Raw genomic sequence first — 25,726 nt, 5'->3', positions numbered from 1 at the left:
TTACAGTGAAACGTCGCGGGATTCGACCGTGATCGCCGGGAATTGCGGCTCGCTCGCGCGCAAGCGCTCCAGCGCGTGCAGGCAGTAATGCGCGAACCAGAGCGCCGAAAACACGAGGATGAACGCATACGCCCAGATCGTCACGGCGGCGACGACCGGAAAGAGCGGCAAGAGCCAGACGGACCATGCCCAGAGCATCGTCGGGACAGAACTGAGCAGGCCGCTCACGATGCCGATCGCAAGCAAGGGCCAGCGTGCATCGCGCACGATCGCGCGGCGCTCGTCGGCGCTCGCGTGAAGCGCGAGCGCGTCGTAAGTCATCACGCGATACGTGAGCCAGCCCCACAACAGCGGCGGAACCAAGGCGAAGAACGGCGGAATGAGCCACAGCGGCAGCGTGACGACGAGCAGCACGAGACAGACGACCGTGGTCACGACCGAGTGCCCGAGACTGCCGTACCACGAGCCGCCGCGCCGCTCTTCGAGCGATGAGTAATGACCTTTCGGGCGACGTGTGAGGAGCTTGACGACGCCCGGCATCGACAACGTGGCGATGAGCAGCAGCACCGTCACGACGATCAGCGGCACCGTCATGATGACGACGAGAAACGGCGCGATCACCGCGTGCAGCGACGAAAAGCCGACGGCATCGAAGAGACGGTACATCCACGAGGTCAGCGCCCACGCGCTGAGCCAGTCGTTGGCGGCGCCGGTAAGCGTCTGCCAGAAGAACCAGAGCACCGCGCCCCAGACCACCGTGGCGACGCCGAAGGGCATCAGCGTCAGCCAGAGCATGCGCGGATGAAAGACGTTCGCAAGCGCGCGCACGAACGAACGCAGCAAGTCACTCATGCGTGTTTCTTAAAAGAAGAAGGAACCGACAGGATAAACCAGCGCCGCGCACGGGCGCTGGTCGAACCGGAGACGCTCAGACGGCCGCCGAGTTGTCGGAAGCGGACGTACCCGCACGGCGAGCGGAAAGGCGCGCGGCGATGCGTTTGAACGCGAGCCAGTGCTGTTCGACGAAGCCGTCGCCGTAATGGACGGGCGCAACGCCCGGCGCACCGAGCTGGTCGCGAATGCCCGTCGGCTCGACGGTGCGGTCGAACGACGCCGAGCGGAAGATGATGTCCCAGAACGAGAACAGCACGCCGAAGTTGCAACCGTAAGTCGTGCCTTCGTGACCGAAGCCGATCGCGTGATGGCGGCGATGAAACGCCGGACTTACAACAATGCGCTCCCCGAGCCAGCCGAAGTGCATGCGGATGTTCGCGTGCTGCACGCTCTGCATGAAGTTGGTGATGGCGACGAGCACGACGAACTGCGACGGCTCCACGCCGATCACGAGCGCGACGCACGCGAAAAAGCTCGCCTGAAGAACGTCGTCGAGCAGATGGTTGCGGTCGTCGGTCCAGAGCGACATCTTCTGCTGGCTGTGATGCACCGCGTGCAATTCCCACCAGATGCCGAAACGATGCTCCAGCCGGTGATACCAGTATCCCGCCAGATCGAGAATGAGCAGATAGATGACGAACGTGACGAGCGGCTGCGTCGTCACGCCGGGCCACAGGTTGTCGATCTCGAGATTCGGCACGTTATGGAGGCGCAGCCAGCTCTGCATCGAATCGAAGAGCGGCTGGAACGTGAAGAAAAAAAACAGATTGAGGATGCCGAGCTTGACGATCCACGTGTAGAGCACGTCCACGCGCACGCCTTTGCGGTCTTTCCACTCCTCCGCCGGGCGGAAAGCTTCGAACGGCCGCAGGATCGCGTACATCGCGAGCACTTCGAGCACGCCGACGATCACCCAGTACAGCGCGTCGTAGGTGTCTTCGTCGTAGTCCATCATGCCGATCTTGAACAGGACCGGCTGCACGACATCGACGTAGAGCTGCGTCTGAAGCCAGGAAACGAGACCGTCCAGCGACGAAAGAATGGAATGAAACATGGTGCTCCGTGGTGCGTGCGGCCGTCCGGGACCGGCCATCCCTCAATCGTAGTACAGGGCGCGAATGCGCGCCCTGTTTGCTTACGCCCCGTTCGGCGCCGTCACCGGCGCGCGATTGTAGAAGTAGATGCCATGCGGCGAGCGGCCGACCTTGATGGTTTCGATCAGCTTACGATTCGCCAGGTCGATTACGCCGACGTGCTTCGCGAAGCGGAACGTAACCCACAGATACTTCTTGTCGGCGGAAAGTTCCATGTCGTCGGGGCCGGGCAAGAGACCGGTGATGTCGCCGACGTTCGTGAGCGTGTCCTCGTCGATGATGCTGATCGTGTTCGCCACGCGATTCGAAACGAGTACGTGCTTGCCGTCGACCATCGAGCGGAAGTTGTGCGCGCCCTTGCCGGTCGTGATGGTCTTGACGACCTTCTGGTTGCGCCAGTCGACCACGGCCACGTAATCCGCGCCGGTCATGCCGACGAGCAGATATTTGTCGCCCGGCGTGAGCCAGACGCCCGCGGGCACCTTGCCGACCTTCATCTTCCATTTGACGGTCTGCGTCGGCAGGTCGATCGCCGCGATTTCGCCGGACACCTGCAGCGAGATGAACGCGGTCGAGCTGTCGTTCGTGAACGCGATGTGGCTCGGCATCGTGGCGAGCGGCAGGCGCTTCGCGACGCTCAAATTCTTGCCGTCGAAATGATAGATATCGAGGCGATCGAGGCGCAGACCCGTCGAGACGAACCATTTCTTGTCCGGCGAAAAGCCGAGCTGATACGGATCTTCGATGTCCTGCACCCAGCGCTGGAACGCGCCGGTTTTCGGATCGACGAACATCAGGTTGTTCGACACCGAATTCGCAACGATCAGCGATGAGCTGTCGGGCGTGGGCATCAGGTGATGCGGCTCTTTGCCCGTCGGCACGGTGCCGACGACCTGATGCGTGTTTTCGTCGATGAGACTCAGCGTCGCTTCCGCCGAGTTGAGCACGATGACATTGTTGGCGAGTGCTGCGGAGGCGACCAAGGCGGCGCCGGTTGCGATGGCTGCGCGTGCGGCGAAGGCACGCACACGGCCGGAACGGAAAATATTGCGCATGAAAAGTAGGCTTCGGAGGGCAGGCGTCATTGTAGAACGTTTGCCTCGCGCGGCGGGTTGACGAGCGAGGTCTTTTTGCGCAATACGTTGATTCTTTGCGTCTTTCCAGCGGAAACCTAACGCTGCATCGATTCCCACACCTTGTGGAGGCGTTTTACCGAGACCGGCATCGGCGTGCGCAGTTCCTGCGCGAACAGCGATACGCGCAATTCCTCCAGCAGCCAGCGATATTCGGCAAGCCGCGCATCCGCGACGCCGCCGCGCTGCGATAACGCGCGCTGATAGTTCTGCGCGAGCGGCTGCAGATCGGCGGCGAGACGCGCGTCGCGGGCCGGATCGGCCTTGAGCTTGTCGACGCGCTGCGCGATCGCCTTCAGATAGCGCGGAAAATGCGCAAGCTGCGCATACGGCGTATCGATGACGAAACGCTTGCCGATGAGCGCGCTCAATTGCGCCTGCATGTCCGCATAGGCCGACGCGAACGATTTCACCGACGCCAGCTTTTTGGCGAGCGCCGCATATTCGTTGAGGATCGTGCCGACGAGCCGCGCGATTTCGTTCGCGAGCAGCGTCAGACGCCCTTTCGCGGCGTCGCGGCGCGCGTGGAAGCTGGCGTCGTCGTCGGGCAGCGGGTCTTGCAGGCACGCGCGATCGAGCGCCGTTTCCACGATCTGATCGCGCAGTTCGTCCGCCGTGCCGAGCGCCATGTATTGCATCGACATCTCCCGCAGGCCCGGCAGATTTTTCTCGAGATAGCGAATCGGCTCGCGCAACTGCAGCGCGAAAAGCCGGCGCAATCCCGCGCGATGAATACGCACCGCTTCCTCGGGCGAATCGAACACTTCGACGTCGCAATGCGTGCCGCGATCGACGAGCGCCGGATAGCCGAAGAGCGTCTGCCCGCGCCGGCGGATTTCCAGCAGCTCGGGCAGCTTGCCGAAGTTCCAAGTCGTCAGGTTTTCGTAGAGCGCGGTGCCTTCGCTTGCCGGTTGCTGTGCGGGCGGCGTATCGGAGTCCCCGGAAAGCGCATCGAACGCCGCCGCCGACGTCAGTTTCTGGAACTGCTGCTGCGCCTGCCCGCCGAGTTCCGCGCGCAACTGCGCGAGATTGCGGCCCATCGCGAGCTGGCGGCCGTGTTCGTCGATCACCTTGAAGTTCATGAACAGGTGCGCGGGCAGCGTTTCCAGCTTGAAATCGGCGCTTTTCACGGCGATTTGCGTCTGCTCGCGAATATCGGCGATGAGCGAATCGACGAGCGCGCCCGCGCCGAACTTCGGCCCGCCATGACGCCCGGCGAAAGCCGCGGCGTATTCCGGCAACGGCACGACGTGACGGCGCAGCTTCTGCGGCAGCGACTTCAGCAGCAGTTGCACCTTCTCCTTGATCATGCCGGGCACGAGCCATTCGACGCGGCGCGCATCGACCTGATTCAGCCCGTAAAGCGGCACTTGCAGCGTGACGCCGTCGCGCGGCGAACCCGGCTCGAAGTGATACGTCAGCGCCATTTCGATGCCCGACATCGTCATGCGCTTCGGAAACAGATCCGTCGTGACGCCGGCAGCTTCGTGACGCATGAGGTCGTCGCGCGACAGGAACAGCAGCTTGTCGTTGCCCTCTTTCTTCTGCTCGTCGCGATACCAGCGCTCGAACGCCGCGCCCGTCCAGATGTTTTCGGGGATCAGCGAATCGTAGAAGCCGTAGATGAGTTCATCGTCGACGAGCACGTCCTGACGGCGCGACTTGTGTTCCAGTTGCTCGATGTCCGCGACGAGCTTGCGGTTGTGCGCGAAGAACGGCAGACGCGTATCGAATTCGCCTTCGACGAGCGCCCCGCGAATGAACAGTTCGCGCGCGTATTTCGCGTCCTGCTTGCCGAAGCTCACGCGCCGACGCGCATACACCGTCAGCCCGTACAGCGTCGCGCGTTCGTAGGCGACGACCTGCGCGGCCTTCTTCTCCCAATGCGCGTCCGATAGCGATTTCTTCAGCAGATGCGCGCCGACCGTTTCGAGCCATTCCGGCTCGATCTTCGCGATCGTGCGCGCGTAGAGGCGGCTCGTCTCGACGAGTTCGCCCGCCATCACCCAGCGCCCCGCTTTCTTCAAGAGCGCCGAGCCCGGCCAAAGAAAGAACTTGATGCCGCGCGCGCCGAGATAATGCGGCTCGTCGTCGGCCTTGAGACCGACGTTGCCGAGCAGGCCCGTCAAGAGCGACAGATGCACCTGCTCGAAGGTCGCATCCGATTCGTTCAGACGCCAGCCGTGCTCGCGCACGACCGTCAGCAGTTGCGAATGCACGTCGCGCCACTCGCGCAAACGCAGATGCGACAGGAAATTCGCGCGACACGCATCCGCGAGCTGCTTGTTCGATTTCTTGTGCGCGACCGCTTCCTCGAACCACTTCCAGATGCGCGTCCACTGCAGAAATTCGGAGCGCTCGTCGACGAACTGCCGATGCGCCTGATCCGCCTGCTCCTGCGCCTCGATCGGCCGGTCGCGCGGGTCCTGCACCGACAGCGCCGACGCGATGATCAGCACTTCCGCGAGCGCATGATGATCGCGCGCGGCGAGAATCATGCGGCCGACGCGCGGATCGAGCGGCAGGCGCGCGAGTTCGCGGCCGAGACTCGTCAGCGCGTTGTCGTCATCGACGGCGCCGAGTTCGTTCAGCAATTGATAGCCGTCCGCGATCGCGCGGCCCGGCGGCGGTTCGATGAACGGAAACGTTTCGATCGCCGTCAGATGCAGCGACTTCATCCGCAGAATCACGGCCGCGAGCGACGAGCGCAGGATTTCGGGATCGGTGAAGCGCGGCCGCGCGGCGAAATCGGCTTCGTCGTACAGACGGATGCACACGCCGTCCGCGACGCGCCCGCATCGGCCCGCGCGCTGATTCGCCGCCGCCTGCGACACCGGCTCGATCTGCAGTTGCTCGACCTTGTTGCGATACGAATAACGCTTCACGCGCGCCATGCCGGTATCGACCACGTAGCGGATGCCCGGCACCGTCAGCGACGTCTCCGCGACGTTCGTCGCGAGCACGATGCGCCGCGCGTTCGACGGCTTGAACACGCGCTCCTGCTCCTGCGCGGAAAGGCGCGCGAAGAGCGGCAGGATCTCCGTATGCGGCGGATGATGCTTGCGCAACGCTTCTGCGGCATCGCGGATTTCGCGCTCGCCGGGCAGGAACACGAGCACGTCGCCGGGACCGACGCGGCACAGTTCATCGACGGCATCGACGATGCCTTCCATCAGATCGCGATCGGCTTTGCGATCGTTGCGTTTGGGCGCCGTGCCCTGCGCGTTCCTGATCGCCTCGCTTTCCTCTTCGATCGGCCGATAGCGTACTTCCACCGGATACAGCCGTCCGCTCACCTCGATCACCGGGGCGGGCTTTTCGTCGCTGCCGAAATGGCGCGCGAAGCGTTCGGCGTCGATGGTCGCGGACGTGACGATCAGCTTCAGATCCGGGCGTTTCGACAGGATTTCCTTCAGATAGCCGAGCAGAAAGTCGATGTTGAGGCTGCGTTCGTGCGCTTCGTCGATGATGATCGTGTCGTAGGCGGTCAGCAGCGGATCGGTCTGCGTTTCCGCGAGCAGAATGCCGTCGGTCATCAGCTTGACGGACGCGCCGGGCGCCAGATTGTCCGTGAAGCGCACTTTGTAGCCGACGACTTCGCCGAACGGCGTGCCGAGTTCCTCCGCGATGCGCCGGCCGGTCGCCGAAGCGGCGATGCGGCGCGGCTGCGTATGCCCGATCAGCCCGCTGCCGCCCGCGCCGAGACCGCGTCCGAGCGCGAGGCAGATCTTCGGCAATTGCGTCGTCTTGCCCGAGCCGGTTTCGCCGCTGACGATCACGACTTGATTCGCAGCGATCGCGCGCGCGATTTCCTCGCGTCGTCCGGAAACGGGCAGCGCTTCGGGAAACGTGATCGGCGGAATGGGATTCGGCGTGACGACGCGCGGCGCGCGCGGCGGACGTTGCTCGCGAGGCGGACGCGTTTCGGCCGGGCGTTCGACGTGCGACGGACGTGCTTCAACCGGGCGTTGTTCGCGCGGCGGACGTGCTTCAACCGGGCGTTGTTTGCGCGGCGGGCGCGTTTCGGCCGAAGGTTCGACACGCGGCGCAGGTTGCGGCTGCGGCTGCGGCTGGCGCGCTTCGACGGGCTTCGGCTGCTGAACGCGCGCCGGACGCTGCGGCCGCGCACCTTGTTCACGCCTCGCGTCTTCGCGTTTCGGGGGCGCTTGCGTGGCAGCTTGCGCCGTGTCGCGCGGCTTCGGCGGACGTTGCGCCGTGACCTCCGCTTTCGCGGGCCGCTCTTTCGATTGCGCCGCCTTCTTCGGTTGCGAAGGAGCCTCCGCCGCCGCTTTCCCGCCCGCGAACCGCTGCGCGGCGCGTTCCTTCTTGCTCAAACCCGCCGCTTCGCCGGAATCGGACGTGCCCGCGCCCTCCCGCGTCTCGCGCAGCAGACTTTCACGCAGTTGTCGCAACTGCTCCTGAGTATCGAGGGATTTGTCGGCGGACTGAGACTTGCCCGCCTGATCGGGGCGTGAGGGACGAGAAACATTCGGCATAGCGTCGCATTATAATCCCGGGATGAATTCCCAAACCGACCTCACGATGACCGCGACGCAGCCGGCAGTCGAGCCCGAAGCGCCGAATCCCCACGCCCAGTTCGTCGACTGGATGCGATCCGTCGCGCCCTACATTCACGCGTTTCGAAACAAGACTTTCGTTGTCGCGTTCGGCGGGGAACTCGTGCAGGAAGGTCGCCTCAACGCGCTCGTGCAGGACGTCGGCCTGTTGCACGCAATGGGCATCCACGTCGTGCTCGTGCACGGCTCGCGTCCGCAGCTCGACGAGCAACTGAGCCTGCACGGCGTCGAGTCGTCGTTCTCTCACGGCTTGCGCATAACGGATGCCCGCGCGCTCGAATCCGCAAAAGAAGCCGCCGGCGAAGTGCGTCTCGACATCGAGGCCGCGATCAGCCAGGGCTTGCCGAACACGCCGATGGCGCACGCGCACATCAGCGTGGTGTCGGGCAACTTCGTGACGGCGCGGCCGGTCGGCATTCTCGATGGCGTCGATTTCCAGCACACCGGCGTCGTGCGCAAGATCGACGGCGATTCCATCCGCCAGTCGCTCGCGTCGAACAAGCTCGTGCTGCTGTCGTCGCTCGGTTTTTCGCCGACGGGCGAAGCCTTCAACCTGTCGATGGAAGATGTCGCGTCCGCCGCGGCCATTGCGCTGCGCGCCGACAAGATCATTTTCGTGACCGAAATTCCGGGTCTCGGCGACTCGGAAAACGAGCTGATCCGCGAAATGTCGCTCGACGACGCCTATCGCTTGCAGGAAAGCGGCGAATTGCAGGGCGACACGGCGTTCTATCTGAAGCATACGGTGCGCGCGTGCCGCGGCGGCGTTGCGCGCGGCCACATCATTCCGTATTCGCTCGACGGCAGCGTGCTGCTCGAACTGTTCCTGCACGACGGCGTCGGCACGATGATCTCGTACGAGAATCTCGAAAGCCTGCGCGAAGCGACGCCCGACGACGTCGGCGGCATTCTCACGCTGATCGAGCCGCTCGAATCCGACGGCACGCTCGTACGGCGCGGACGGCACCAGATCGAGCGCGACATCGACCATTTCTCGGTCATCGAGCACGATGGCGTGCTGTTCGGCTGCGCGGCGCTCTATCCGTACACACAGGAGCGCATCGGCGAAATGGCCTGCCTGACGGTCGCGCCGGAAGCGCAAGGTTCGGGCGACGGCGAACGCCTGTTGAAGCGCATTGAACAGCGCGCCCGCGCACGCGGCTTGACGCGCATTTTCGTGCTGACGACGCGCACCGAACACTGGTTCCTGAAACGCGGTTTCGTGAAAGTGACCGTGGACGATCTGCCCGAAGATCGCCGGCGGCTCTATAACTGGCAGCGCAAGTCGCTCGTCCTGATGAAACAGCTTTGAACATGATCCAAGAAGCGTCGAACGGCGCTTTGCCCCCGATACAGAGGAGAAACTCACAATGGCCCGAATGGTTCAATGCGCGAAGCTCGGCAAGGAAGCCGAAGGACTCGATTTCCCGCCGCTGCCGGGCGAGCTCGGCAAGCGCATCTACGAAACGATCTCGAAGGAAGCCTGGCAAGGCTGGCTCAAGCAGCAGACCATGCTCATCAACGAGAATCGGCTGAACATGGCCGATCCGCGCGCACGCCAGTATCTGATCAAGCAGACGGAGAAGTATTTCTTCGGCGAAGGCGCCGATACGGCGTCCGGCTACGTGCCGCCGCAAAGCTGAAATCGCGCGTTCATCGCATCGCAAAAACCGGCCCGAGCGGCCGGTTTTTTGTTGTCCGCGCGGCGGAAAATTGTTCCGCTTAGTACATCGGACCACGAGATGACAATCGGCGCAATCCTAAGTCCGACAAGGCTTTGCGGCCGCCGGGCTCGAGCGCGGTGGCAGACCGGTTTGCAGATCGTCTGTCATCGTGTTATCATCTTGCTCGTTATCAACAGCAATTCACCATCATTCACGTGCAAATGTTTCCGACTTCAAGTTCGGGCGTTGCGCGGTAGTGACAGTTTCTTATACAAAGAGGCGCGTCGGTTTTCCAAGCAGTAACGCCGGCCTTTTTCGTCTCAAGTTGTTTTTTCGCCGACGTCGCGGCCCACCCGCGGCAACTCAGTCATTCAGCGCTGCGTTCGCCGTCCGCACGTCAAATTCGTGTGTTTCACCCGAGTGCAATTTCGCGACTACACCCGCGCGAGGCACCGGCACCGTGTTTCTTTTCGCTCATCGACTTCGAGCCGCTCGGCCCGAGGTCGCGGAAAGCCTTTGCTTTCGTCTTCAAGCGTTCGCGGCGCCGTCTCGAAACTGCACTATCCCGGTAATTTGCGTCCGTCCTCCGCGGCGACGCACCCGACGTTCTTTGAGCGTCGGGATCGAATACGGAGTTTTTCGAACTATGTCTTCTCTTAACGAGGGCCTTTGGCGCAAACGCGATTCATCCAGTCAGAAGTCCGACCTCACCCTCGACGACATCACCATCGTCGATCAATCCCTGTTGAAGCGCGCCGTCGGCGCCATGGCCATCGGTAACGCGATGGAGTGGTTCGATTTCGGCGTGTACAGCTACATCGCCGTGACGCTCGGCCGTGTGTTCTTCCCGTCGAGCAGCCCCACCGCGCAGTTGCTCGCGACCTTCGGCACGTTCGCCGCCGCTTTCCTCGTGCGCCCGATCGGCGGCATGGTGTTCGGCCCGCTCGGCGACCGCATCGGCCGCAAGCGCGTGCTCGCGATGACGATGATCATGATGGCCGTCGGCACCTTCTGTATCGGCATCATTCCGAGCTACGAATCGATCGGCGTGATGGCGCCGGTGCTGCTGCTCATCGCGCGTCTCGTGCAGGGCTTCTCCACGGGCGGCGAGTACGGCGGCGCGGCGACCTTCATCGCCGAATTTTCGCCGGACAAGAAGCGCGGCTTCATGTCGAGCTTTCTCGAATTCGGCACGCTCGTCGGCTACGTGCTCGGCGCGGGCGTGGTCGCGGTGCTGACGGCGGTGATGTCGGAAAAAGACCTGCTGTCGTGGGGCTGGCGCATTCCGTTCATGATCGCGGGTCCGCTCGGGCTGATCGGTCTCTACATCCGGATGAAGCTCGAAGAAACGCCTGCATTCCAGCGTGAAGCCGAAAAGGCCGAAGCCGTGTCGCACGAGACGACCAAGGAGCAGTTCCGCGAGACGCTGATCCAGCAATGGAAGCCGCTCTTGCAATGCGTGGGCCTCGTGCTGATCTTCAACGTGACCGACTACATGGCGCTGTCGTATCTGCCGAGCTATCTGTCGGCGACGCTCAAGTTCAACGAGACGCACGGCCTCTTCATCGTGCTCGTCGTGATGGTGCTGATGATGCCGCTCACGCTCCTCGCCGGCCGTCTGTCGGACACGATCGGCCGCAAGCCGGTGATGCTCGCCGGCTGTATCGGTCTGCTGGTGCTGTCGATTCCTTCGCTCTCGCTGATCCGCATGGGCACCGTTCCGTCGATCTTCGCCGGCATGATGATTCTCGGCGCGCTGCTGTCGACGTTCACGGGCGTGATGCCGTCGTCGCTGCCGGCGCTCTTCCCGACGAAGATCCGCTACGGTGCGCTCGCGATCGGCTTCAACGTGTCGGTGTCGCTCTTCGGCGGCACGACGCCGCTCGTCACCGCATGGCTCGTCGACACGACCGGCAACCTGATGATGCCCGCGTACTATCTGATGGGCGCGTCGATCATCGGCATCGTGTCGGTGCTCGCGCTCTCCGAGACGGCGAAGAAGCCGCTGAAGGGCTCGCCGCCGGCGGTCGCGTCGAAGTCGGAAGCGCATGCGATTCTGCGCGGCCATCGCGAAGCCGCCGAAATGGACGATGCGTTCCCGGAAGGCACGGTGCGCGCGTAAGCGTTCTGGCGTGATCGAATGGAAGGGCCGGTGCGTGAAGCGCCGGCCCTTTTTTCATTCGATCAGCGAAACGATGCGCGCTTCCGCTTTGCCGTCGTCGATATCGAGCAGCGCGAGCGTGACCGGCAATCTGAAGCGACGCGGCCCCGCGCTGCCGGGATTCACGAAGAGCACGCCGCCGCGCCGCTCGATGAGCGGCTTGTGCGAATGACCGGTCACGACGACATCGATGCCGTCGAGCTGCTTCGGCACATCGGCGATATCGTGGACGACGTGAATCGTCGCGCCGCCCAGTTCGATGCGCGCGTGTTCGGGCAGCCGCGCGAGGTCATCGGCGATATCGTTGTTGCCGCGCACGACGGTGAGCGGCGCGAGCGACGCGAGCGCATCGAGCACGTCGCGTCTGCAGATATCGCCCGCGTGGATGATGTGCGCGGAGCCGCGCAAGGCGTCGAGCGCTTCGGGGCGCACGAGGTTATGGGTATCGGAGATAAGGGCAATACGCATGAGGCGTCACGCTTCTTCGTTCGCGCGCACGCCGAAGTCCTCGCCGTGCGCCACGTTCGGTTCCGGCACCATCATCGTGTCCTCGCGACTGAATCGGTGCCGGCGATTATGCGGGACGGCCGAAACCTTGTCGAACGGCTTGTATACGACGAGCGGCGCGGCTTTGGCGCGGTCGCATGCAATGGTAGAATCGCGTCCGCCCTGCCGGGGTGATGAAATTGGTAAACATAGCGGACTTAAAATCCGCCGCCTCACGGCTTGCCGGTTCGAGTCCGGTCCCCGGCACCAAGCAGTATGAAGGGCAGCGCGCCGCACCCTCACACCGCGTTCAACAACCGCTCCGCATCCCTCACTGCATCGAACAGCGCTTCGATCGCCGTATCGCGTTCGAGCAGGCACACATGCTCGATATCGAACGGCAACGCATCCACGCCGACGAAGCGCACCGTACCGCCGAAGCAGTCGCGCGCCTTGCCGCTCTTCACGGAAGCGATGTAGTTCGGGGTGATGTAGAGCGCAACGGGCGTCATGGCGGGCTCCGCGATGGTCCGGTCGATGAACCCGAGTCTAGCCGCACGCACCATCTCGCTGAACCCGCCGCACGCGGGGAAACCGATCCCCTCTTTCGCTGCCTTCGCTGCCTACACCGCATGCCCCAGCACACGCGCGACGTAGTGCCGTCCCCACGCCTCGCCGTGCGCGATCGCCTCGGCGACGGTCTCGAACGGGCCGCGGTCGCCGGTCATTTCGCCGGAGTCGTCGGCGAGTTTCGAACCGTGCAGCGGCTTCTGGTCGAGGCGCGTCACGCGCACGCGGATCGCGTAACCTTCGGACGGCGCCGCATCCTCGTCGCCATCGGCCGCGAGCGGCTTCGGCACGGCCTGCATGGCGAGCAGGTAATCGCCTACTTCGATGTCCTTCTGCATGGCGGTCGTCTCCATCGGTGAGGAACGCGCTCGTCGAACGTCAGTGCCGATTGTGCTACCGCATCGCTGCACAAAACAAGCGGTCACGCGCCGCGATGCACTACAGTGATGCACTGCGGCACGCATGTTATAAAGCTCCGCCCGACACTCATCACGCCCCGGCGCGTCTCGCCGCATCGGGCACCGACCGAATTCATCGATGAACCATCGCATCCGTCACCTGCTGCCCGTCCTGCTCACGACTTCGCTCGCCTGTCTCGGCGGCTGCACGTCCTATTACAAAAACGTCGAGACCTGCAAGGAGAAGGTGCGGGCCGACTATCCCGACGCCGCGAGCGCGCCGCTCAAAATCACCGGTTCCGGCGCGAGTTATCATGGCTCGCGGGTCGTCGTGCACGGCACGATCCAGAATCCGCCGAAGCCGCCGGCCACGAAGTCTTCATCGGTGCCCGCAGCCGCCGAATGCACGTTCAGCGAAACGTCGATGACCGGCTTCCAGTGGCTCGTCCCCGCGAAGCTCGCGCCCAAGCCGCCGGTCGCCGAATCCGACGACTGAATCCGACGACTGAATCCGACGACCCAGCCCGAAACCGTCCGCGACGAGGAGATTCGCGCATGCTGCTCGCCCAGATCAGCGATCTGCACATCACGCCGCCGGGCACGCTCGCCTACGGCCGCGTCGATACTGCCGCGTATCTCGCCCGCGCGATCGACGTCCTCAACGCGCTCGATCCGCGCCCCGACGCCGTGCTTGTTACCGGCGATCTCGTCGATGCGGGCGGCATCGACGAATACCGGCATCTGCGCACGCTCCTCGACCGGCTCGCCATTCCGTGGCGCGTCATCGCCGGCAATCACGACGACCGCGCGAATCTGCGCGCCGTCTTCGGCGATCTCCCCGAGCTCGCGGATCACGACGGTTTCCTGCAGTACGCGTTCGACGTCGGCGAAGTCCGCGTGATCGCGCTCGACACGCTCGATCCCGGCTCCGGCGCGGGACGCCTGTGCGCCACGCGCCTTGCCTGGCTCGGAGCGCAGCTCGACGCCTCGCGCGACCGGCCGGTGCTGATCGGCATGCATCATCCGCCGATCGAATGCGGCATCGGCTTCATGGACGACATCCGCCTCGCGCCCGACGACAGCCGCGCGCTCGACGCACTCGTGCGGCGTCATCCGAACGTCGAGCGCATCGTATGCGGCCACGTGCACCGCGCGATCAGCGCGCGCTTCGGCGGCACGATCGTGTGGTGCGCCCCGTCGACGGCGCATCAGGTCGCGCTGCAATTGAAATCCGATGGTCCAGAAGCCTTCGTGATGGAGCCGCCCGCATTCGGGCTGCATCTGTGGCGCGCCGGCGTCGGCCTCGTCACGCATTGCATGAGCGTCGAACAAGGTGGCGGGCCGCAGCCTTTCTGAGCCGAGCCTTCAGGTGCGCTCGCGCGCGTAGTCGTCGAGCGCGTCGAGCACGCGATCGAACTCGAGCGATTTGTCGAAGAAGTGACGCACGCCGTATTGCAGGCAACGCTCGCGATACGTCGGCAGCGCGTGATTCGTGAGCACCGCGATGAACGCGGTTTCCGAGCGCGGCGCGCCGCCCTCCTTGAGCCAGGCGAGCACGTCGATGCCCGAGCCGCGCTTCAGTTGCAGATCGACGATGATCGCATCGAAAGTCCGCGACGACAGCAGCGCGATGGCCTCGTCGGGCGCATCGGCGAACGCGGTCACGCGCCACGGCCCGAGCGCGTCGATCGCCTCGGTCAGGCTGCGGCGGATAAGCGGCGAATCCTCGATCAGCAACGCCGCGAGCGGCGGCCGCCGCGCGCCCGGCTGCTCCATTCGGTCGTCAGTGTCGATGTGATTGCCCACGGCGGGCGTCCTCCGGCAGTGCTCTCGCGGATGTTCGAACGATGCGCCGCTATTCGATCAGGCCGTTCTTGATCGCGTAATACGTGAGGTCGGCGTTATTGGAAAGCCGCATTTTTTCGAGCACGCGCGCGCGATACGTGCTCACCGTCTTCACCGACAGATGCAGTTCCTGCGCGATTTCCGTCGGCAACTGGCCGCCCGCGAGCTTGCAGAAAATCTGAAACTCGCGTTCCGACAGCAGTTCGTGCGGGCGCTCGGCGGCGGGCTTGTCGAGCTTGTCGGCGAGCGCATCCGCGATGAACTCCGACAGATAACGATGCCCGCGTGCCACCGTGCGGATCGCGCGCACGATTTCGTCGGGCGCGGCATCCTTGTTCAGATAGCCGTTCGCGCCCGCCTTCAGCAGGTTGATTGCGTACTGGCTTTCGGGGAACCCCGAAAGCATCAGCACGCCCTGCTCCGGGCGGATCTGCTTGATGACGCGCAAGGTATCGACGCCGTTCTTGTCGGGCATCGCGATGTCGAGCAGCACGACATCGAACGCCTGCGCGCGCACGAGCGCGATGGCCTCGTCGCCGGTGGCGGCTTCCGCGCCGACTTCCATGTCGGGTTCGTCGGCGACGAACTGCCTGAACCCGCTGCGCACGATGGCGTGGTCGTCGGCTATCAAGACTCGAATCATTCGCGTGGTCCGTGCTGCCGGACGGTCGGCTACCAGTGGATCGGCCATGTCATGCGGGCGCCGGGCGCGCGACGCGTGCCCGGCGCCCTCGTCCTCATCCGTTGCGGCCTTCCAGCAGATCGGCCATGTCGTCGGCGTGCTCTTCCTCGACGGCGAGAATGTCCTCGAAGATGCGACGCGTCGTGACGTCCTTGTCGCCGAGATAGCGGATGATCTCGCGATACGTGTCGATCGCGATGCGCTCCGCGATCAGATTCTCGCGGATCATGTCGATCAGATCCTTACCTTCGCTGTACTGCGAATGCGAGCGCGACGAGAGGCCGTCGGGCGCGAAATTCGGCGCGCCGCCGAGTTGCACGATGCGCTCGGCGAGCGTGTCGGCGTGCTGCTGTTCCTCGTTCGCGTGCTCGAGAAACTCCTGTGCGACGGCTTCCGAGTGGATGCCCTTCGCCATGAAATAGTGGCGCTTGTAGCGCAGCGTGCAGACGATTTCCGTGGCGAGCGAATCGTTGAGCAGCTTCAGCACGGTCTCGCGATCGGCGCCGTAGCCGGTCGTCACCGCGCCTTCGTCCATGTGCTGCCGGGCATCGGCGCGGATCTTCTCGACATCGAGAACGAAGGCGTCGGTGGATTGGCTCGGCTCGGCGTTTACCGCAGACGATTTGGACATTTGGTTCGCTCCTCTTTGACAGGTGAGTTGACGTTGTTCGCTGGAGCAGGCTTCGGCGCCAGGGTTTTCATAGCGCCCTGCTATCCAATCCGATACTCCGATGCACACACCATGCCTGATCTGTCGAAGAAACCGCGCGACGGTGATGAAACCCGCGCGCGGCTTGATGGCTCGTGGCTTTTAGCTAAGCGGGCGTCACGTTCGGAACACGCCGAGCAGCAAAGTGACCACGAACACGACGAGAAAAATGAAGAAAAGGATCTTCGCGATTTCCGCCGCGCCGGCCGCGATGCCCGTGAAACCGAACACGGCCGCGATGAGGGCGATGACGAAGAAGACTGCAGCGTAATGAAGCATGTGACCTCCTTCCTGAGTTGTTGATTACGTTTTGTCGATACGTCCGGAACGCCGCTAATCGATCGCTTTCTTCGTGACGACGAAGCCGAGCACGAGAAACACGACGCACAGGATCAGGAACAGCACGAACAGGAACTTGGCGATGGCGGCCGCTCCGGCAGCGACGCCGGTGAACCCCAGCACGCCGGCGATCACGGCTACGATCGCGAAAAACAAGGCCCACTTCAGCATGATCGTTCCCCGTAGGAGTGGATGACGGAACTATCGTAGCCACGCGATGCGCGCCGCGCATTCGGGCAGGCTCCTTTTTTGCTGTGGGAATCCACCGACACTTGCTTTCAAATCGGCTGCTCTAAGTGAAACGCCGGACGACCCACGCCATGAGCCACGTACCGCCCACCGCGATACCGACGACGATCTTGCCCGAGGACACGCCGCCGCCCGCGCCCGAAGGAATCGCGCGCCGCGCCACGCGCTTCAACGACTGGATGCGCCGCTATAGCTGGGCGGTCGCGATGACGGTGGCGATCGTCATCACGGTCGGCGGGCTGATCATTCTGGAATCGGGGCGCATGCGGATCGCGTCGGAATACGAGACCGCGCTCGAAGCGAAAGGCGCGACCGCGCAGCTTTCGATGCTCGCCGCCGATATCGCCGCGCTCACCGCCGACGAACGCGGCTTCGCGCTACAGGCCGACGACGCGTATCAGGCGCATTTCCGCGACGCGGCCGGACGCGTGCGGCGCACGCTGGCGTGGCTCGATGCGTATTACCGGCGCATCGGTGACGACACCGCGCTCGCGAGCTTCGCGCAGATCCGCTCCGCCGCCGACGATGAAATCGCGCAAGGCACCGCGCGCATCGCCGATTCGCCCGACGCCGATGCCACGCGTGCCCTGCCGCCACCCGACGCGAGCGCCACGCTCGATGCGGCGCTGTCGCTGTTGCGCCTGAACGAAGAGCAGCGCGCGCAACACGCGCTCGACGCGAGCCGCGCCGACCAGCGCATCTCGACGCTGTGCGTGGGCGCGTTGTGCGCCCTCAACATCGTGCTATTCATCCTGCTGTTTCGTAATCTCGGCATTCAGCTCGACAAGCAGGCGCGCGTGCAGAAGGCGCTCATCACGCAGCAGGAAGAGCTCGATCAGCTCGTGTTCGCGCGCACGCGTCAGCTCGAGGCGCTCGCGTGGCACTTGCAGTCCGTCAGCGAAAACGAGAAGACGGAGCTCGCGCGCGAACTGCACGACGAACTCGGCTCGATCCTCACCGCGAGCAAGATGGATGTCGCGTGGGTGCGCGGCAAGCTGAAGGACAGCGAGCCCGCGATGGCCGAAAAACTCGCGCGCGCGCTCGGCAATCTGGATCAGGGCATCGCGTTGAAGCGCCGCATCATCGAGGACATGCGCCCGACGGTGCTCGCCAACTTCGGTCTCGTCACGGCGCTGCGCTCGCTCGCCGATGAAGCCGCGCAGCGCAACGGCTGGAACGTCGAATTCGATCTGCCGGGCGAGGACGTGAAGCTCGGCGAGGCGATCGAAATCGCGCTTTTCCGCGTCGCGCAGGAGACGCTCACGAACGCGGCGAAGTACGCGCACGCGAGCCGTATCCGCGTGGCGCTGACGGTCGATGAAGCGAACGTGTCGCTCTCGATCACCGACGACGGCATCGGCATTCGGCCGCAGGATTTGAAGCGCACGCAGACGCATGGGCTCGTCGGCATGCGGCAGCGCGTGTCGGCGCGCGGCGGACGCTTCGAGATCGAGCGCGCGACGCCGCGCGGCACGGCGATCAGCGTGTCGATGCCCCGCGAGCGCAGCGCCGATGCGCCGGTCGTCGCGGCATCCACGTAGGACGGCGCCGACACGAAATGCGGACGACGCCGACACCAGAATCGCATGCGTGCCTACATCCGCGAACGATGCGCTTTTTTATGATTGATCACACCGGTAAGACAGGACGTCAGCCAGGCGCCCGTCGACCACACACGATGCGCGAACCGTTTTTCCTGTCACGCATTTCAACTCCAAGGGGAATACACATGACTCGACTCATCGCTCTACTCCTCATCGCCGGCAGCGCGGCTCTCGCAGGCTGCAACACCGTTTCGGGAGCCGGTCAGGACATCTCGAAGGGCGGCCAGGCCATCTCGAACTCCGCGGAGCAGCACAAGTAATTCACGAGGCGCGCCGCTTCGCTGCGGCGTTCCCGCTCAGGCGTTCCATAGCGTTGACGTAGTTCTCTCTCTTCCCGCCACCTTCGCGTGGCGGGATTTTTTTTGTCTTTGGAGCCGTTCGTGTGTCGTCCAGGCCGCTCGCGGCGTCCCACGGGTCACGCGTCATTCTCTGCACAATGACGCCGATGACCCAGATCCCCTTCGCTGCGATAGAGTTCGCTCATCTCGATGCCTTCCTGAGCGATGATGCCTGGCTTCAGACATCGGGATTCACAGCGCAAAGGGAGACACGAATGGCCAAAGTAAAAGTAGCCGGGTTCGGCGTTTCGCTCGATGGCTTCGCCGCGGGAACCGGTCAGAGTCTGGAACATCCGCTCGGGGTGCGGGGCCCGGAGCTCTTTCAGTGGTTTTTCCCGACGCAGACGTTTCGGCGGATGCAGGGAAAAGACGACGGCGAAACCGGTGTCGATGACGACTTCGCCCGGCGCGCGATGGACGGATTCGGCGCGTTCATCGTCGGGCGCAACATGTTCGGGCCGATTCGCGGCGAATGGCCGGATGAACAATGGAAAGGATGGTGGGGTGAGGATCCGCCCTATCATGCGCCGACTTTCGTGCTGACCCATTACCCGCGTCCGCCGATTCGGATGCAAGGCGGGACGACGTTTCACTTCGTCTCGGACGGCATCGAGGTCGCGCTGCAAAAGGCACGCGAAGCGGCGGGCGCGAAGGACATCAAGATCAGCGGCGGAGCGGCCACGGTCAAGCAATACATTCAGGCCGGCCATGTGGATGAAATCCACCTCGCTTTCGCGCCGGTGGCGCTCGGGCAAGGGGAATCGCTCTTCGACGGTCTGGATTTGCGCGCTTTGGGATATCGGACGGTCGAGCACGTTCCGACGGAGCGGGCCACGCACATCGTCCTTGCGAAGTAGCTGCGCGCGATACGAAAAAGCCCGGCCGATTCTTCCGGCCGGGCTGTGCGGTTCATGCCTTATTGCGTGTCGGGCAATTCGAGCGCCGGCTGCTGCGTGTTTCCGCCCTGCGCGACGAGCACGCGAATCTTCTCGGGCACGAGTTGCGTGGCTGCATTTCCCGAAGGCAGCGTCGTCACGAGCCAGTCCGCGTTGTTGACGAGATCGAACGACGCCGATTTATAGACCGGCGTCTTCGAGCCCGGCAGCGTCGCGATCAGTTGATACGTGCCGCCGGAGACGTAGATCGAGTCTTGCGTCGTCGCCGGTACGGCGTTCTTGTAGGCGACGCCCGCCATCGTCGGGCTGACGGTCGAGATGTTCGTGCCCGGCGCGACGAGATAGATGTCGAGGTTCGGCGCGTTCGTCGATGCGTTGAACGCGCGCACGCGTGCGCTGCTCGATAGCAGGCCCTTGTCGAACGGATCGTCGATCACCGCGATCGACGGCACGAAGCCCGCGTCCGGCAGCGCGATCACCGTGTATTCGTGCCCTTTCGCCGCGTTCGAGATGGTCGTGTCGGTCGCGAGTTGCGTCGTCGTGTTGACGGCGGCGTAGGAAAAGTTGTGCTGGCCCGTGTCGATGTTCGCGAAGTTCGTCACCGCCTTATAGGCGAGATTCGGCTGCAGGATCTTGCTGTTGTCGTAGAAGTCGACGTTCGGGCCGCTCGGGATCGCGTGGATGAAATGGACTTGCGGCTGAGTGACGCCGATTTCCTTGCCGACGTCATCGGAGCTTCCGCCGCAAGCGGAGAGCAAAGCGGCGACGGCGGCAAGCGCGGCAGCGGTGCGGATGAGCTTCATGGTTTCACCTTCCTTTGTTTTGATTTGATTTGATCGGCCACATCGTCATCCGGGTCCGGACGATTAGGCATCCGCAGGACTTTGCGCGCTCGCTCGCCGGGCCCGATTCGGGTTTCCCTCTTGCCATTTCGATCGATCAGATTTGCCGTCGAAGTGGCGCATGCGTTGAGCAATGAGCATGCCCCGAGACGGTGCGACGATGGCGTGTATCGGCCGCTGAGGCCCGTCCGGAAAGGGTTTCGGATTCGTTAGAGGAATTGCTCGGGATGCGCGAAGACCCCGCGCGGTGCTGCATCGATCAATGCAGCGTCGCCGCGTGACGAGAAGCGGTTTTTACAAGGATGGTGCGTTCAGAGAAGTCCCCGCCGCCGCTGATCAAACCCGAACGAAAGCCCAACGGAAAGCAGAATGACAACGGTCGCAATCACGGTCCATTGCGTGACGATTTCCCCGAGCAGCAGCGCGCCCAAACCAACCGCCACCACCGGATTCACATAAAGACAACTCGTCGCGACGATCGTGCTCGTATTGCGGATCAGAAAGTTATACGCGACATAAGCGGCCATCGAACCGATCACAACGAGATACAAAAACGAGAACCCCGCGCCGACGCCGACGCTCGCCAACCGCTCGCCCGATGCGAACGCGATCGCCGTCGCGATCAATCCGCCCAAACCGATCTGCAGCGCCGTCGACATCAGCAGATCGGAAGGCTGCGGCAGGCGCGTCGCCAGATGCGCGCCGCCCGCCCAGAAGATCGCGGCGCACAGAATCGCCAGCGTGCCGACCGTCGAACTCGGCGAGGGATCGCCGTGATTCAGCAGCACGATCCCGAGCAGACCCAGCGCCACCGCGAACCACTCGCCTTTCGCGACGCCGCGTCCGCTGAGCGCGGTGAAGATCGTCGCGAAAAGCGGCACCGTCGCGACCATCACGGCGGCCGTGCCGGTCCCCACGGTCCGCATGCCGTAAGCCATCATCCCGCTCGACAGACCTTCCAGCAACGTGCCGACGATCGCCGCGTTGCGCACTTCCCGCGCGCTGGGCCACACCGACTTGCGATGCACCGCGATCAAGAATAGCCCGATGCCCGCGAACAGATTGCGCAGCCCGCCGAGCATCAACGGCGGAAAAGATTCGAGCGCGAGATGGATGCCGAGATACGTCGATCCCCAAACGAGATAGACGACCGTCAGTGCAAGCGCGACCTGCCCCTTGAAAGAGCGCGGCGCGCGAAACGGAAAACGGTCAGGGAAGCTGAACGGCAGGCGCGGCGGAGGCAGTGCGGACATGCATCACTCCGCGGCGACGGCTGCGCGCCGGAGAAAAACGGGCAAAACCAGACAGAACGACATGGCGTAAAGCAAAGGGGAATGGCGCGAGGAAGGACCGCGCGACCTTCGGGAAAACCCGGAAATCCGCGGCGCCCGACATTATGCAGTAAGCGCTCGCATCCATCGGCTCATTTTCGGGATGGTTGCCAAGACGCCACGCCGCGGTGTAACGTGTCGGCTGCTAACGCGGGGGTCCTGCGTTGCACATCGCGGTTTCGTGCGGTTTCATCGACGAAGCGCTTCGTGTGGCGTGGGTGAGAAATACCCTTTGAACCTGATCTGGATAATGCCAGCGCAGGGAAGCGTTCGGGTTCCATAGGCCGCAGTCCACGCCACTTCAACCGAACCCGTACCTTTCCATCTCGTTCCTCCCTGTTTAGCTCCTGAGTCACCACGAGCTACGACATCGCTCGTGCTGAAAAAAAACGTCCCTTAGGAGATCAAGCACATGAATGCCAACCCGAAGTTCCTCTCGGAAAACGCCGTCGTCGATGCCGCCGCCATCGCGCCGCTGCCGAACTCGCGCAAGGTCTATGTCGAAGGTTCGACGCCCGACATCCGCGTGCCGATGCGCGAGATCACGCAATCCGACACGCCCGACGGCTTCGGCGGCGAGAAGAATCCGCCCGTCTACGTGTACGACACGTCGGGCCCGTATACCGATCCCGACGCGCAGATCGACATTCGCAGCGGTCTGCCCGCGCTGCGCGGCGCGTGGATCGAAAAGCGCGGCGACACCGAGGAACTGAGCGGCCTGTCGAGCGAGTTCGGCCGCGAGCGCGCCGCCGATCCGAAAACGGCCGAACTGCGCTTTCCGGGTTTGCACCGTCATCCGCGCCGCGCGCTCGCCGGCAAGAACGTCTCGCAGATGCACTACGCGCGGCAAGGCATCATCACGCCGGAGATGGAGTACATCGCGATTCGCGAGAACCAGCGTCGCGCGGAGTATCTCGAAAGCCTGCGCACGAGCGGCCCCAACGGCGAAAAGCTCGCGAAGATGATGGGCCGCCAGCACGCCGGACAAGCCTTCGGCGCGGCGGCGTTCGGCAAGGACGCGGCGAAGGAAATCACGCCTGAATTCGTGCGCGAGGAAGTGGCGCGCGGCCGCGCGATCATCCCCGCGAACATCAATCACCCGGAAAGCGAGCCGATGATCATCGGCCGCAACTTCCTCGTGAAGATCAACGCGAACATCGGCAATTCGGCGGTCACGTCGTCGATCGGCGAGGAAGTCGACAAGATGACGTGGGCGATTCGCTGGGGCGGCGACACGGTCATGGATCTGTCGACCGGCAAGCACATCCACGAAACGCGCGAGTGGATCATCCGCAATTCGCCGGTGCCGATCGGCACGGTGCCGATCTATCAGGCGCTCGAAAAGGTGAACGGCAAGGCCGAAGACCTGACGTGGGAAATCTTCCGCGACACGCTCATCGAGCAGGCGGAGCAAGGCGTCGATTACTTCACGATTCACGCCGGCGTGCGCCTGCAATACGTGCCGCTGACCGCGAACCGCATGACGGGCATCGTGTCGCGCGGCGGCTCGATCATGGCGAAGTGGTGCCTCGCGCATCACAAGGAAAGCTTCATTTACGAGCACTTCGAAGACATCTGCGAAATCATGAAGCAATACGATGTCTCGTTCTCCCTCGGCGACGGCCTGCGCCCCGGCTCGATCTACGACGCCAATGACGAAGCCCAGCTCGGCGAACTGAAGACGCTCGGCGAACTGACGCAGATCGCGTGGAAGCACGACGTGCAGGTGATGATCGAAGGCCCCGGCCACGTTCCGATGCAGCTCATCAAGGAAAACATGGACCTGCAACTGGAATGGTGCGACGAAGCGCCCTTCTACACGCTCGGGCCGCTGACGACCGACATCGCGCCGGGTTACGACCACATCACGTCGGGCATCGGCGCTGCGATGATCGGCTGGTTCGGCACCGCGATGCTCTGCTACGTCACGCCCAAGGAACACCTGGGGCTGCCGAACAAGGACGACGTGAAGGAAGGCATCATCACGTACAAGCTCGCGGCGCACGCGGCCGATCTCGCGAAGGGTCATCCGGGCGCGCAGGTGCGGGACAACGCGCTGTCGAAGGCACGCTTCGAATTCCGCTGGGAAGACCAGTTCAATCTCGGTCTCGATCCGGACAAGGCGCGCGAATTCCACGACGAAACGCTGCCGAAGGATTCCGCGAAGGTCGCGCATTTCTGCTCGATGTGCGGCCCGCACTTCTGCTCGATGAAGATCACGCAGGACGTGCGCGATTTCGCGGCGAAGCAAGGTGTCAGCGAAAGCGAGGCGCTCGCCAAGGGCATGGAGACGAAGGCGATCGAGTTCGTGAAAAAGGGCTCGGAAATCTATCAGCCGACCTGAAGCTTCTGACTCGCTGACAACGGCCTGTCGCACAGCGCGTGCGGCAGGCCGTTTTTTATGTGTGCGCCGGGCGCAAAGCCTTGTCGGGCCTGAATGAGCGGTTCATCCGACGATTCGGGCATCTTTTCTGCTGGTTGAGTGCGTGAACCGGCGCAAATGCGGCCGAGCCGCAGCCGATTCATCTCATCTTCGAATTGGAGAGTCGACATGAAAATCATCAAACAGATCGGCGCCGCTGCAATGATCGTTGGGTTTCTGGGAGGACTGACCGCTTGCGGCGACATGACCACGCGTCAACGGGATACGGCTATCGGCGCCGGCGTCGGTGCGGCGGGCGGCGCGGTGATCGGCGGCAGCGCGCTTTCGACGCTCGGCGGCGCGGCGGTCGGCGGGATTATCGGCAATCAGGTCGGGAAGTAGCGCGAACATCGTCTGAACGACGCAACGGACGCGTTTCGCCGCCATCAACGACCCGCTGTTTCATTTCTGTTACATAAACGCGCGCCGCAATGCTTTTTCACATCACGCGGCGCGCCTCCCGGTTGTCGTTCGACTAAGCTGCTTCTTAAGGGGCCAATTTCATTCGATCCCACGTCCCGCAAGCCGTAACGCAAGGAGCAGTGCCATGATTTCCGCCCGCAGCATGTCCGGACCCGGGACGGCCGCCGCAGCGCTCGCCGCCGGGCTTCTTCTCGGCGGATGTTATTACCCTTACGGTTATCCGGCTTATCCAGCTTATCCGCCCGCGCCTGTCGTCGGCGCGACCTACACGCAGCGGGAATTCGCGTTGCCCGCGTCCGGCACGGCGGCCACGCCGACGTCATCCGCGACCTTGCCGCCACAGTACGAATACGCCGTCGGCTCGTCGTACTCCGACTACTACCGGACGTATCCCTATCCGTATTACCCGCCGTATGCGGCTTACCCGTACTACGGCTATCCGGCGTACTACGGCTACGGCTACGGTTATCCGGCGGTTTCGTTCAGCTTCGGCTACTGGGGCGGCAGCGGATGCTGCTGGGGACATGGCTATCGCGGCGGCTACCACGGTGGCGGATGGCACGGCGGCGGCGGGTGGCATGGGGGCGGCGGCTGGCACGGCGGCGGCGGCAGTTGGCATGGCGGCGGAGGCGGCGGCCGCGGACACTGATCGCCGCGCCGCGATACGCCAGGTGAGACAAAAAGCCGTTTGTCGCCTTGCCGCGTAACACTGCTGCAACATTTTCCTTTCGACACGGGCTCGCGCGCACGACGCGCTTCATCGTGCGCCGGCGCACTTTCCTTATCCGACAAGGCTTCGCCACTATTCGCCAGATGATTGGCACGGTTTTGGCTACATAGCTTCCCTGCATCGAGTCGCAACGGCGATAACCGTTGTTCCGCGCACTTTTCCGTATCGGGGGATCGGACATGATGGCCTTCGTGTTTTTCCTGCTGTGGATTTTCGCCTCGCTCGGCCTTCTGACCGTGTGGGTCTTCCGCCAGACGCCATCGGCCGGTCGCGACGAGAGCGCGCCGAGCGCCGTCGCCGAGGGCTGATCGCGCTCGTCCGTGCTTCTCCGTCCGCATC

Annotated in this window: 26 protein-coding genes, 1 tRNA gene and 1 riboswitch; of the genes, 13 read left to right on the top strand and 14 right to left on the bottom strand. The window is 63.7% G+C overall.

Annotation, left to right across the window (positions count from 1 at the left end):
• The 4 genes from NCS03_RS05400 to hrpA all read right to left on the bottom strand — a co-directional run bounded on the left by NCS03_RS05400 (position 1) and on the right by hrpA (position 7,617).
• Positions 1 to 852, bottom strand: a complete 852-nt coding sequence (locus tag NCS03_RS05400; protein WP_250439484.1) for an EI24 domain-containing protein — start codon at positions 850 to 852, stop codon at positions 1 to 3.
• A 76-nt stretch (positions 853 to 928) separates the two neighbouring features.
• Positions 929 to 1,948 (bottom strand): sterol desaturase family protein, encoded by a 1,020-nt coding sequence (locus tag NCS03_RS05395; RefSeq protein ID WP_250528892.1) that lies wholly within the window; start codon positions 1,946 to 1,948, stop codon positions 929 to 931.
• Between the two features lie 81 nt (positions 1,949 to 2,029).
• Positions 2,030 to 3,043 (bottom strand): YVTN family beta-propeller repeat protein, encoded by a 1,014-nt coding sequence (locus NCS03_RS05390; protein ID WP_034474119.1) that lies wholly within the window; start codon positions 3,041 to 3,043, stop codon positions 2,030 to 2,032.
• Between the two features lie 116 nt (positions 3,044 to 3,159).
• Positions 3,160 to 7,617, bottom strand: a complete 4,458-nt coding sequence (gene hrpA, locus NCS03_RS05385) for an ATP-dependent RNA helicase HrpA (protein ID WP_250528891.1) — start codon at positions 7,615 to 7,617, stop codon at positions 3,160 to 3,162.
• A gap of 22 nt (positions 7,618 to 7,639) precedes the next feature.
• On the opposite strand from hrpA, the gene argA reads away from it, so the two are divergent.
• From argA to proP, 3 genes are all read left to right on the top strand, one after another.
• Positions 7,640 to 9,010: an amino-acid N-acetyltransferase gene (argA, locus tag NCS03_RS05380; RefSeq protein ID WP_033536863.1), complete on the top strand. Its 1,371-nt coding sequence runs from the start codon at positions 7,640 to 7,642 to the stop codon at positions 9,008 to 9,010.
• A 58-nt stretch (positions 9,011 to 9,068) separates the two neighbouring features.
• Entirely contained in the window at positions 9,069 to 9,341 is a 273-nt protein-coding gene (locus NCS03_RS05375) for an oxidative damage protection protein (protein ID WP_008350541.1), read from the top strand.
• A 667-nt stretch (positions 9,342 to 10,008) separates the two neighbouring features.
• Positions 10,009 to 11,484: a glycine betaine/L-proline transporter ProP gene (gene proP / locus NCS03_RS05370; protein WP_033536864.1), complete on the top strand. Its 1,476-nt coding sequence runs from the start codon at positions 10,009 to 10,011 to the stop codon at positions 11,482 to 11,484.
• A gap of 54 nt (positions 11,485 to 11,538) precedes the next feature.
• On the opposite strand, the gene NCS03_RS05365 is transcribed toward proP, so the two are convergent.
• Complete coding sequence (locus tag NCS03_RS05365) at positions 11,539 to 11,991, bottom strand: metallophosphoesterase family protein (protein ID WP_008350545.1); 453 nt, start codon at positions 11,989 to 11,991, stop codon at positions 11,539 to 11,541.
• A gap of 203 nt (positions 11,992 to 12,194) precedes the next feature.
• Here NCS03_RS05365 and NCS03_RS05360 point away from each other — a divergent pair.
• A tRNA-Leu gene (locus tag NCS03_RS05360) sits at positions 12,195 to 12,279 on the top strand.
• A 29-nt stretch (positions 12,280 to 12,308) separates the two neighbouring features.
• On the opposite strand, the gene NCS03_RS05355 is transcribed toward NCS03_RS05360, so the two are convergent.
• Together NCS03_RS05355 and NCS03_RS05350 are read right to left on the bottom strand one after the other, a co-directional pair.
• Positions 12,309 to 12,521 carry a hypothetical protein gene (locus NCS03_RS05355; protein ID WP_250528890.1) on the bottom strand — a complete coding sequence of 71 codons (213 nt, stop codon included), beginning with the start codon at positions 12,519 to 12,521 and terminating at the stop codon, positions 12,309 to 12,311.
• A 111-nt stretch (positions 12,522 to 12,632) separates the two neighbouring features.
• Positions 12,633 to 12,917: a hypothetical protein gene (locus NCS03_RS05350; protein WP_008350548.1), complete on the bottom strand. Its 285-nt coding sequence runs from the start codon at positions 12,915 to 12,917 to the stop codon at positions 12,633 to 12,635.
• A 199-nt stretch (positions 12,918 to 13,116) separates the two neighbouring features.
• On the opposite strand from NCS03_RS05350, the gene NCS03_RS05345 reads away from it, so the two are divergent.
• Both NCS03_RS05345 and NCS03_RS05340 read left to right on the top strand, forming a co-directional pair.
• Positions 13,117 to 13,473, top strand: a complete 357-nt coding sequence (locus NCS03_RS05345) for a hypothetical protein (RefSeq protein WP_008350549.1) — start codon at positions 13,117 to 13,119, stop codon at positions 13,471 to 13,473.
• Positions 13,474 to 13,532: 59 nt separating this feature from the next.
• A complete protein-coding gene (locus NCS03_RS05340; protein ID WP_250528889.1) occupies positions 13,533 to 14,333 on the top strand; it encodes a phosphodiesterase in 801 nt (266 codons plus the stop codon).
• Between the two features lie 9 nt (positions 14,334 to 14,342).
• On the opposite strand, the gene NCS03_RS05335 is transcribed toward NCS03_RS05340, so the two are convergent.
• The 5 genes from NCS03_RS05335 to NCS03_RS05315 form a co-directional block, all read right to left on the bottom strand.
• The gene (locus NCS03_RS05335; protein WP_239295414.1) at positions 14,343 to 14,783 is read right to left on the bottom strand and encodes a response regulator; all 441 of its coding nucleotides are present in this window, start codon (positions 14,781 to 14,783) and stop codon (positions 14,343 to 14,345) included.
• A gap of 49 nt (positions 14,784 to 14,832) precedes the next feature.
• Entirely contained in the window at positions 14,833 to 15,465 is a 633-nt protein-coding gene (locus tag NCS03_RS05330) for a response regulator (protein ID WP_008350556.1), read from the bottom strand.
• 94 nt (positions 15,466 to 15,559) lie between these two features.
• Positions 15,560 to 16,135, bottom strand: coding sequence for a ferritin-like domain-containing protein (locus NCS03_RS05325; RefSeq protein ID WP_008350558.1), 576 nt, complete (start codon positions 16,133 to 16,135; stop codon positions 15,560 to 15,562).
• 195 nt (positions 16,136 to 16,330) lie between these two features.
• Entirely contained in the window at positions 16,331 to 16,492 is a 162-nt protein-coding gene (locus NCS03_RS05320) for a DUF1328 family protein (RefSeq protein WP_008350559.1), read from the bottom strand.
• Positions 16,493 to 16,546: 54 nt separating this feature from the next.
• The gene (locus NCS03_RS05315) at positions 16,547 to 16,723 is read right to left on the bottom strand and encodes a DUF1328 domain-containing protein (protein WP_008350561.1); all 177 of its coding nucleotides are present in this window, start codon (positions 16,721 to 16,723) and stop codon (positions 16,547 to 16,549) included.
• A 149-nt stretch (positions 16,724 to 16,872) separates the two neighbouring features.
• Here NCS03_RS05315 and NCS03_RS05310 point away from each other — a divergent pair, with 149 nt between their 5' ends.
• The 3 genes from NCS03_RS05310 to NCS03_RS05300 all read left to right on the top strand — a co-directional run bounded on the left by NCS03_RS05310 (position 16,873) and on the right by NCS03_RS05300 (position 19,600).
• Positions 16,873 to 18,342 (top strand): sensor histidine kinase, encoded by a 1,470-nt coding sequence (locus NCS03_RS05310; RefSeq protein ID WP_250522902.1) that lies wholly within the window; start codon positions 16,873 to 16,875, stop codon positions 18,340 to 18,342.
• A 188-nt stretch (positions 18,343 to 18,530) separates the two neighbouring features.
• A complete protein-coding gene (locus tag NCS03_RS05305) occupies positions 18,531 to 18,665 on the top strand; it encodes an entericidin A/B family lipoprotein (protein WP_008350566.1) in 135 nt (44 codons plus the stop codon).
• A gap of 293 nt (positions 18,666 to 18,958) precedes the next feature.
• Positions 18,959 to 19,600, top strand: a complete 642-nt coding sequence (locus NCS03_RS05300; RefSeq protein ID WP_250528905.1) for a dihydrofolate reductase family protein — start codon at positions 18,959 to 18,961, stop codon at positions 19,598 to 19,600.
• Between the two features lie 59 nt (positions 19,601 to 19,659).
• Here NCS03_RS05300 and NCS03_RS05295 read toward each other — a convergent pair whose 3' ends face one another.
• Entirely contained in the window at positions 19,660 to 20,442 is a 783-nt protein-coding gene (locus NCS03_RS05295; RefSeq protein ID WP_008350569.1) for a DUF4397 domain-containing protein, read from the bottom strand.
• 350 nt (positions 20,443 to 20,792) lie between these two features.
• Positions 20,793 to 21,734: an EamA family transporter gene (locus tag NCS03_RS05290; RefSeq protein WP_250528888.1), complete on the bottom strand. Its 942-nt coding sequence runs from the start codon at positions 21,732 to 21,734 to the stop codon at positions 20,793 to 20,795.
• Positions 21,735 to 21,954: 220 nt separating this feature from the next.
• Positions 21,955 to 22,095, top strand: a riboswitch (TPP riboswitch).
• Positions 22,096 to 22,224: 129 nt separating this feature from the next.
• Between NCS03_RS05290 and thiC the strand changes: the two genes are divergently transcribed.
• From thiC to NCS03_RS31140, 4 genes are all read left to right on the top strand, one after another.
• Positions 22,225 to 24,156: a phosphomethylpyrimidine synthase ThiC gene (gene thiC / locus NCS03_RS05285; RefSeq protein ID WP_008350573.1), complete on the top strand. Its 1,932-nt coding sequence runs from the start codon at positions 22,225 to 22,227 to the stop codon at positions 24,154 to 24,156.
• A gap of 240 nt (positions 24,157 to 24,396) precedes the next feature.
• Positions 24,397 to 24,576, top strand: a complete 180-nt coding sequence (locus NCS03_RS05280) for a YMGG-like glycine zipper-containing protein (protein ID WP_372492622.1) — start codon at positions 24,397 to 24,399, stop codon at positions 24,574 to 24,576.
• 205 nt (positions 24,577 to 24,781) lie between these two features.
• Complete coding sequence (locus NCS03_RS05275) at positions 24,782 to 25,306, top strand: hypothetical protein (RefSeq protein ID WP_250439467.1); 525 nt, start codon at positions 24,782 to 24,784, stop codon at positions 25,304 to 25,306.
• 260 nt (positions 25,307 to 25,566) lie between these two features.
• Entirely contained in the window at positions 25,567 to 25,695 is a 129-nt protein-coding gene (locus NCS03_RS31140; protein WP_268811669.1) for a hypothetical protein, read from the top strand.
• Positions 25,696 to 25,726 lie beyond the last annotated feature (31 nt).

The sequence above is a fragment of the Caballeronia sp. ATUFL_F1_KS4A genome, from assembly GCF_023630905.1.
Classification (GTDB): Bacteria; Pseudomonadota; Gammaproteobacteria; order Burkholderiales; family Burkholderiaceae; genus Caballeronia; species Caballeronia zhejiangensis.
The sequence above is the reverse complement of the archived record's forward strand: the minus strand, read 5'-3'. Positions and strand labels throughout refer to the sequence as shown.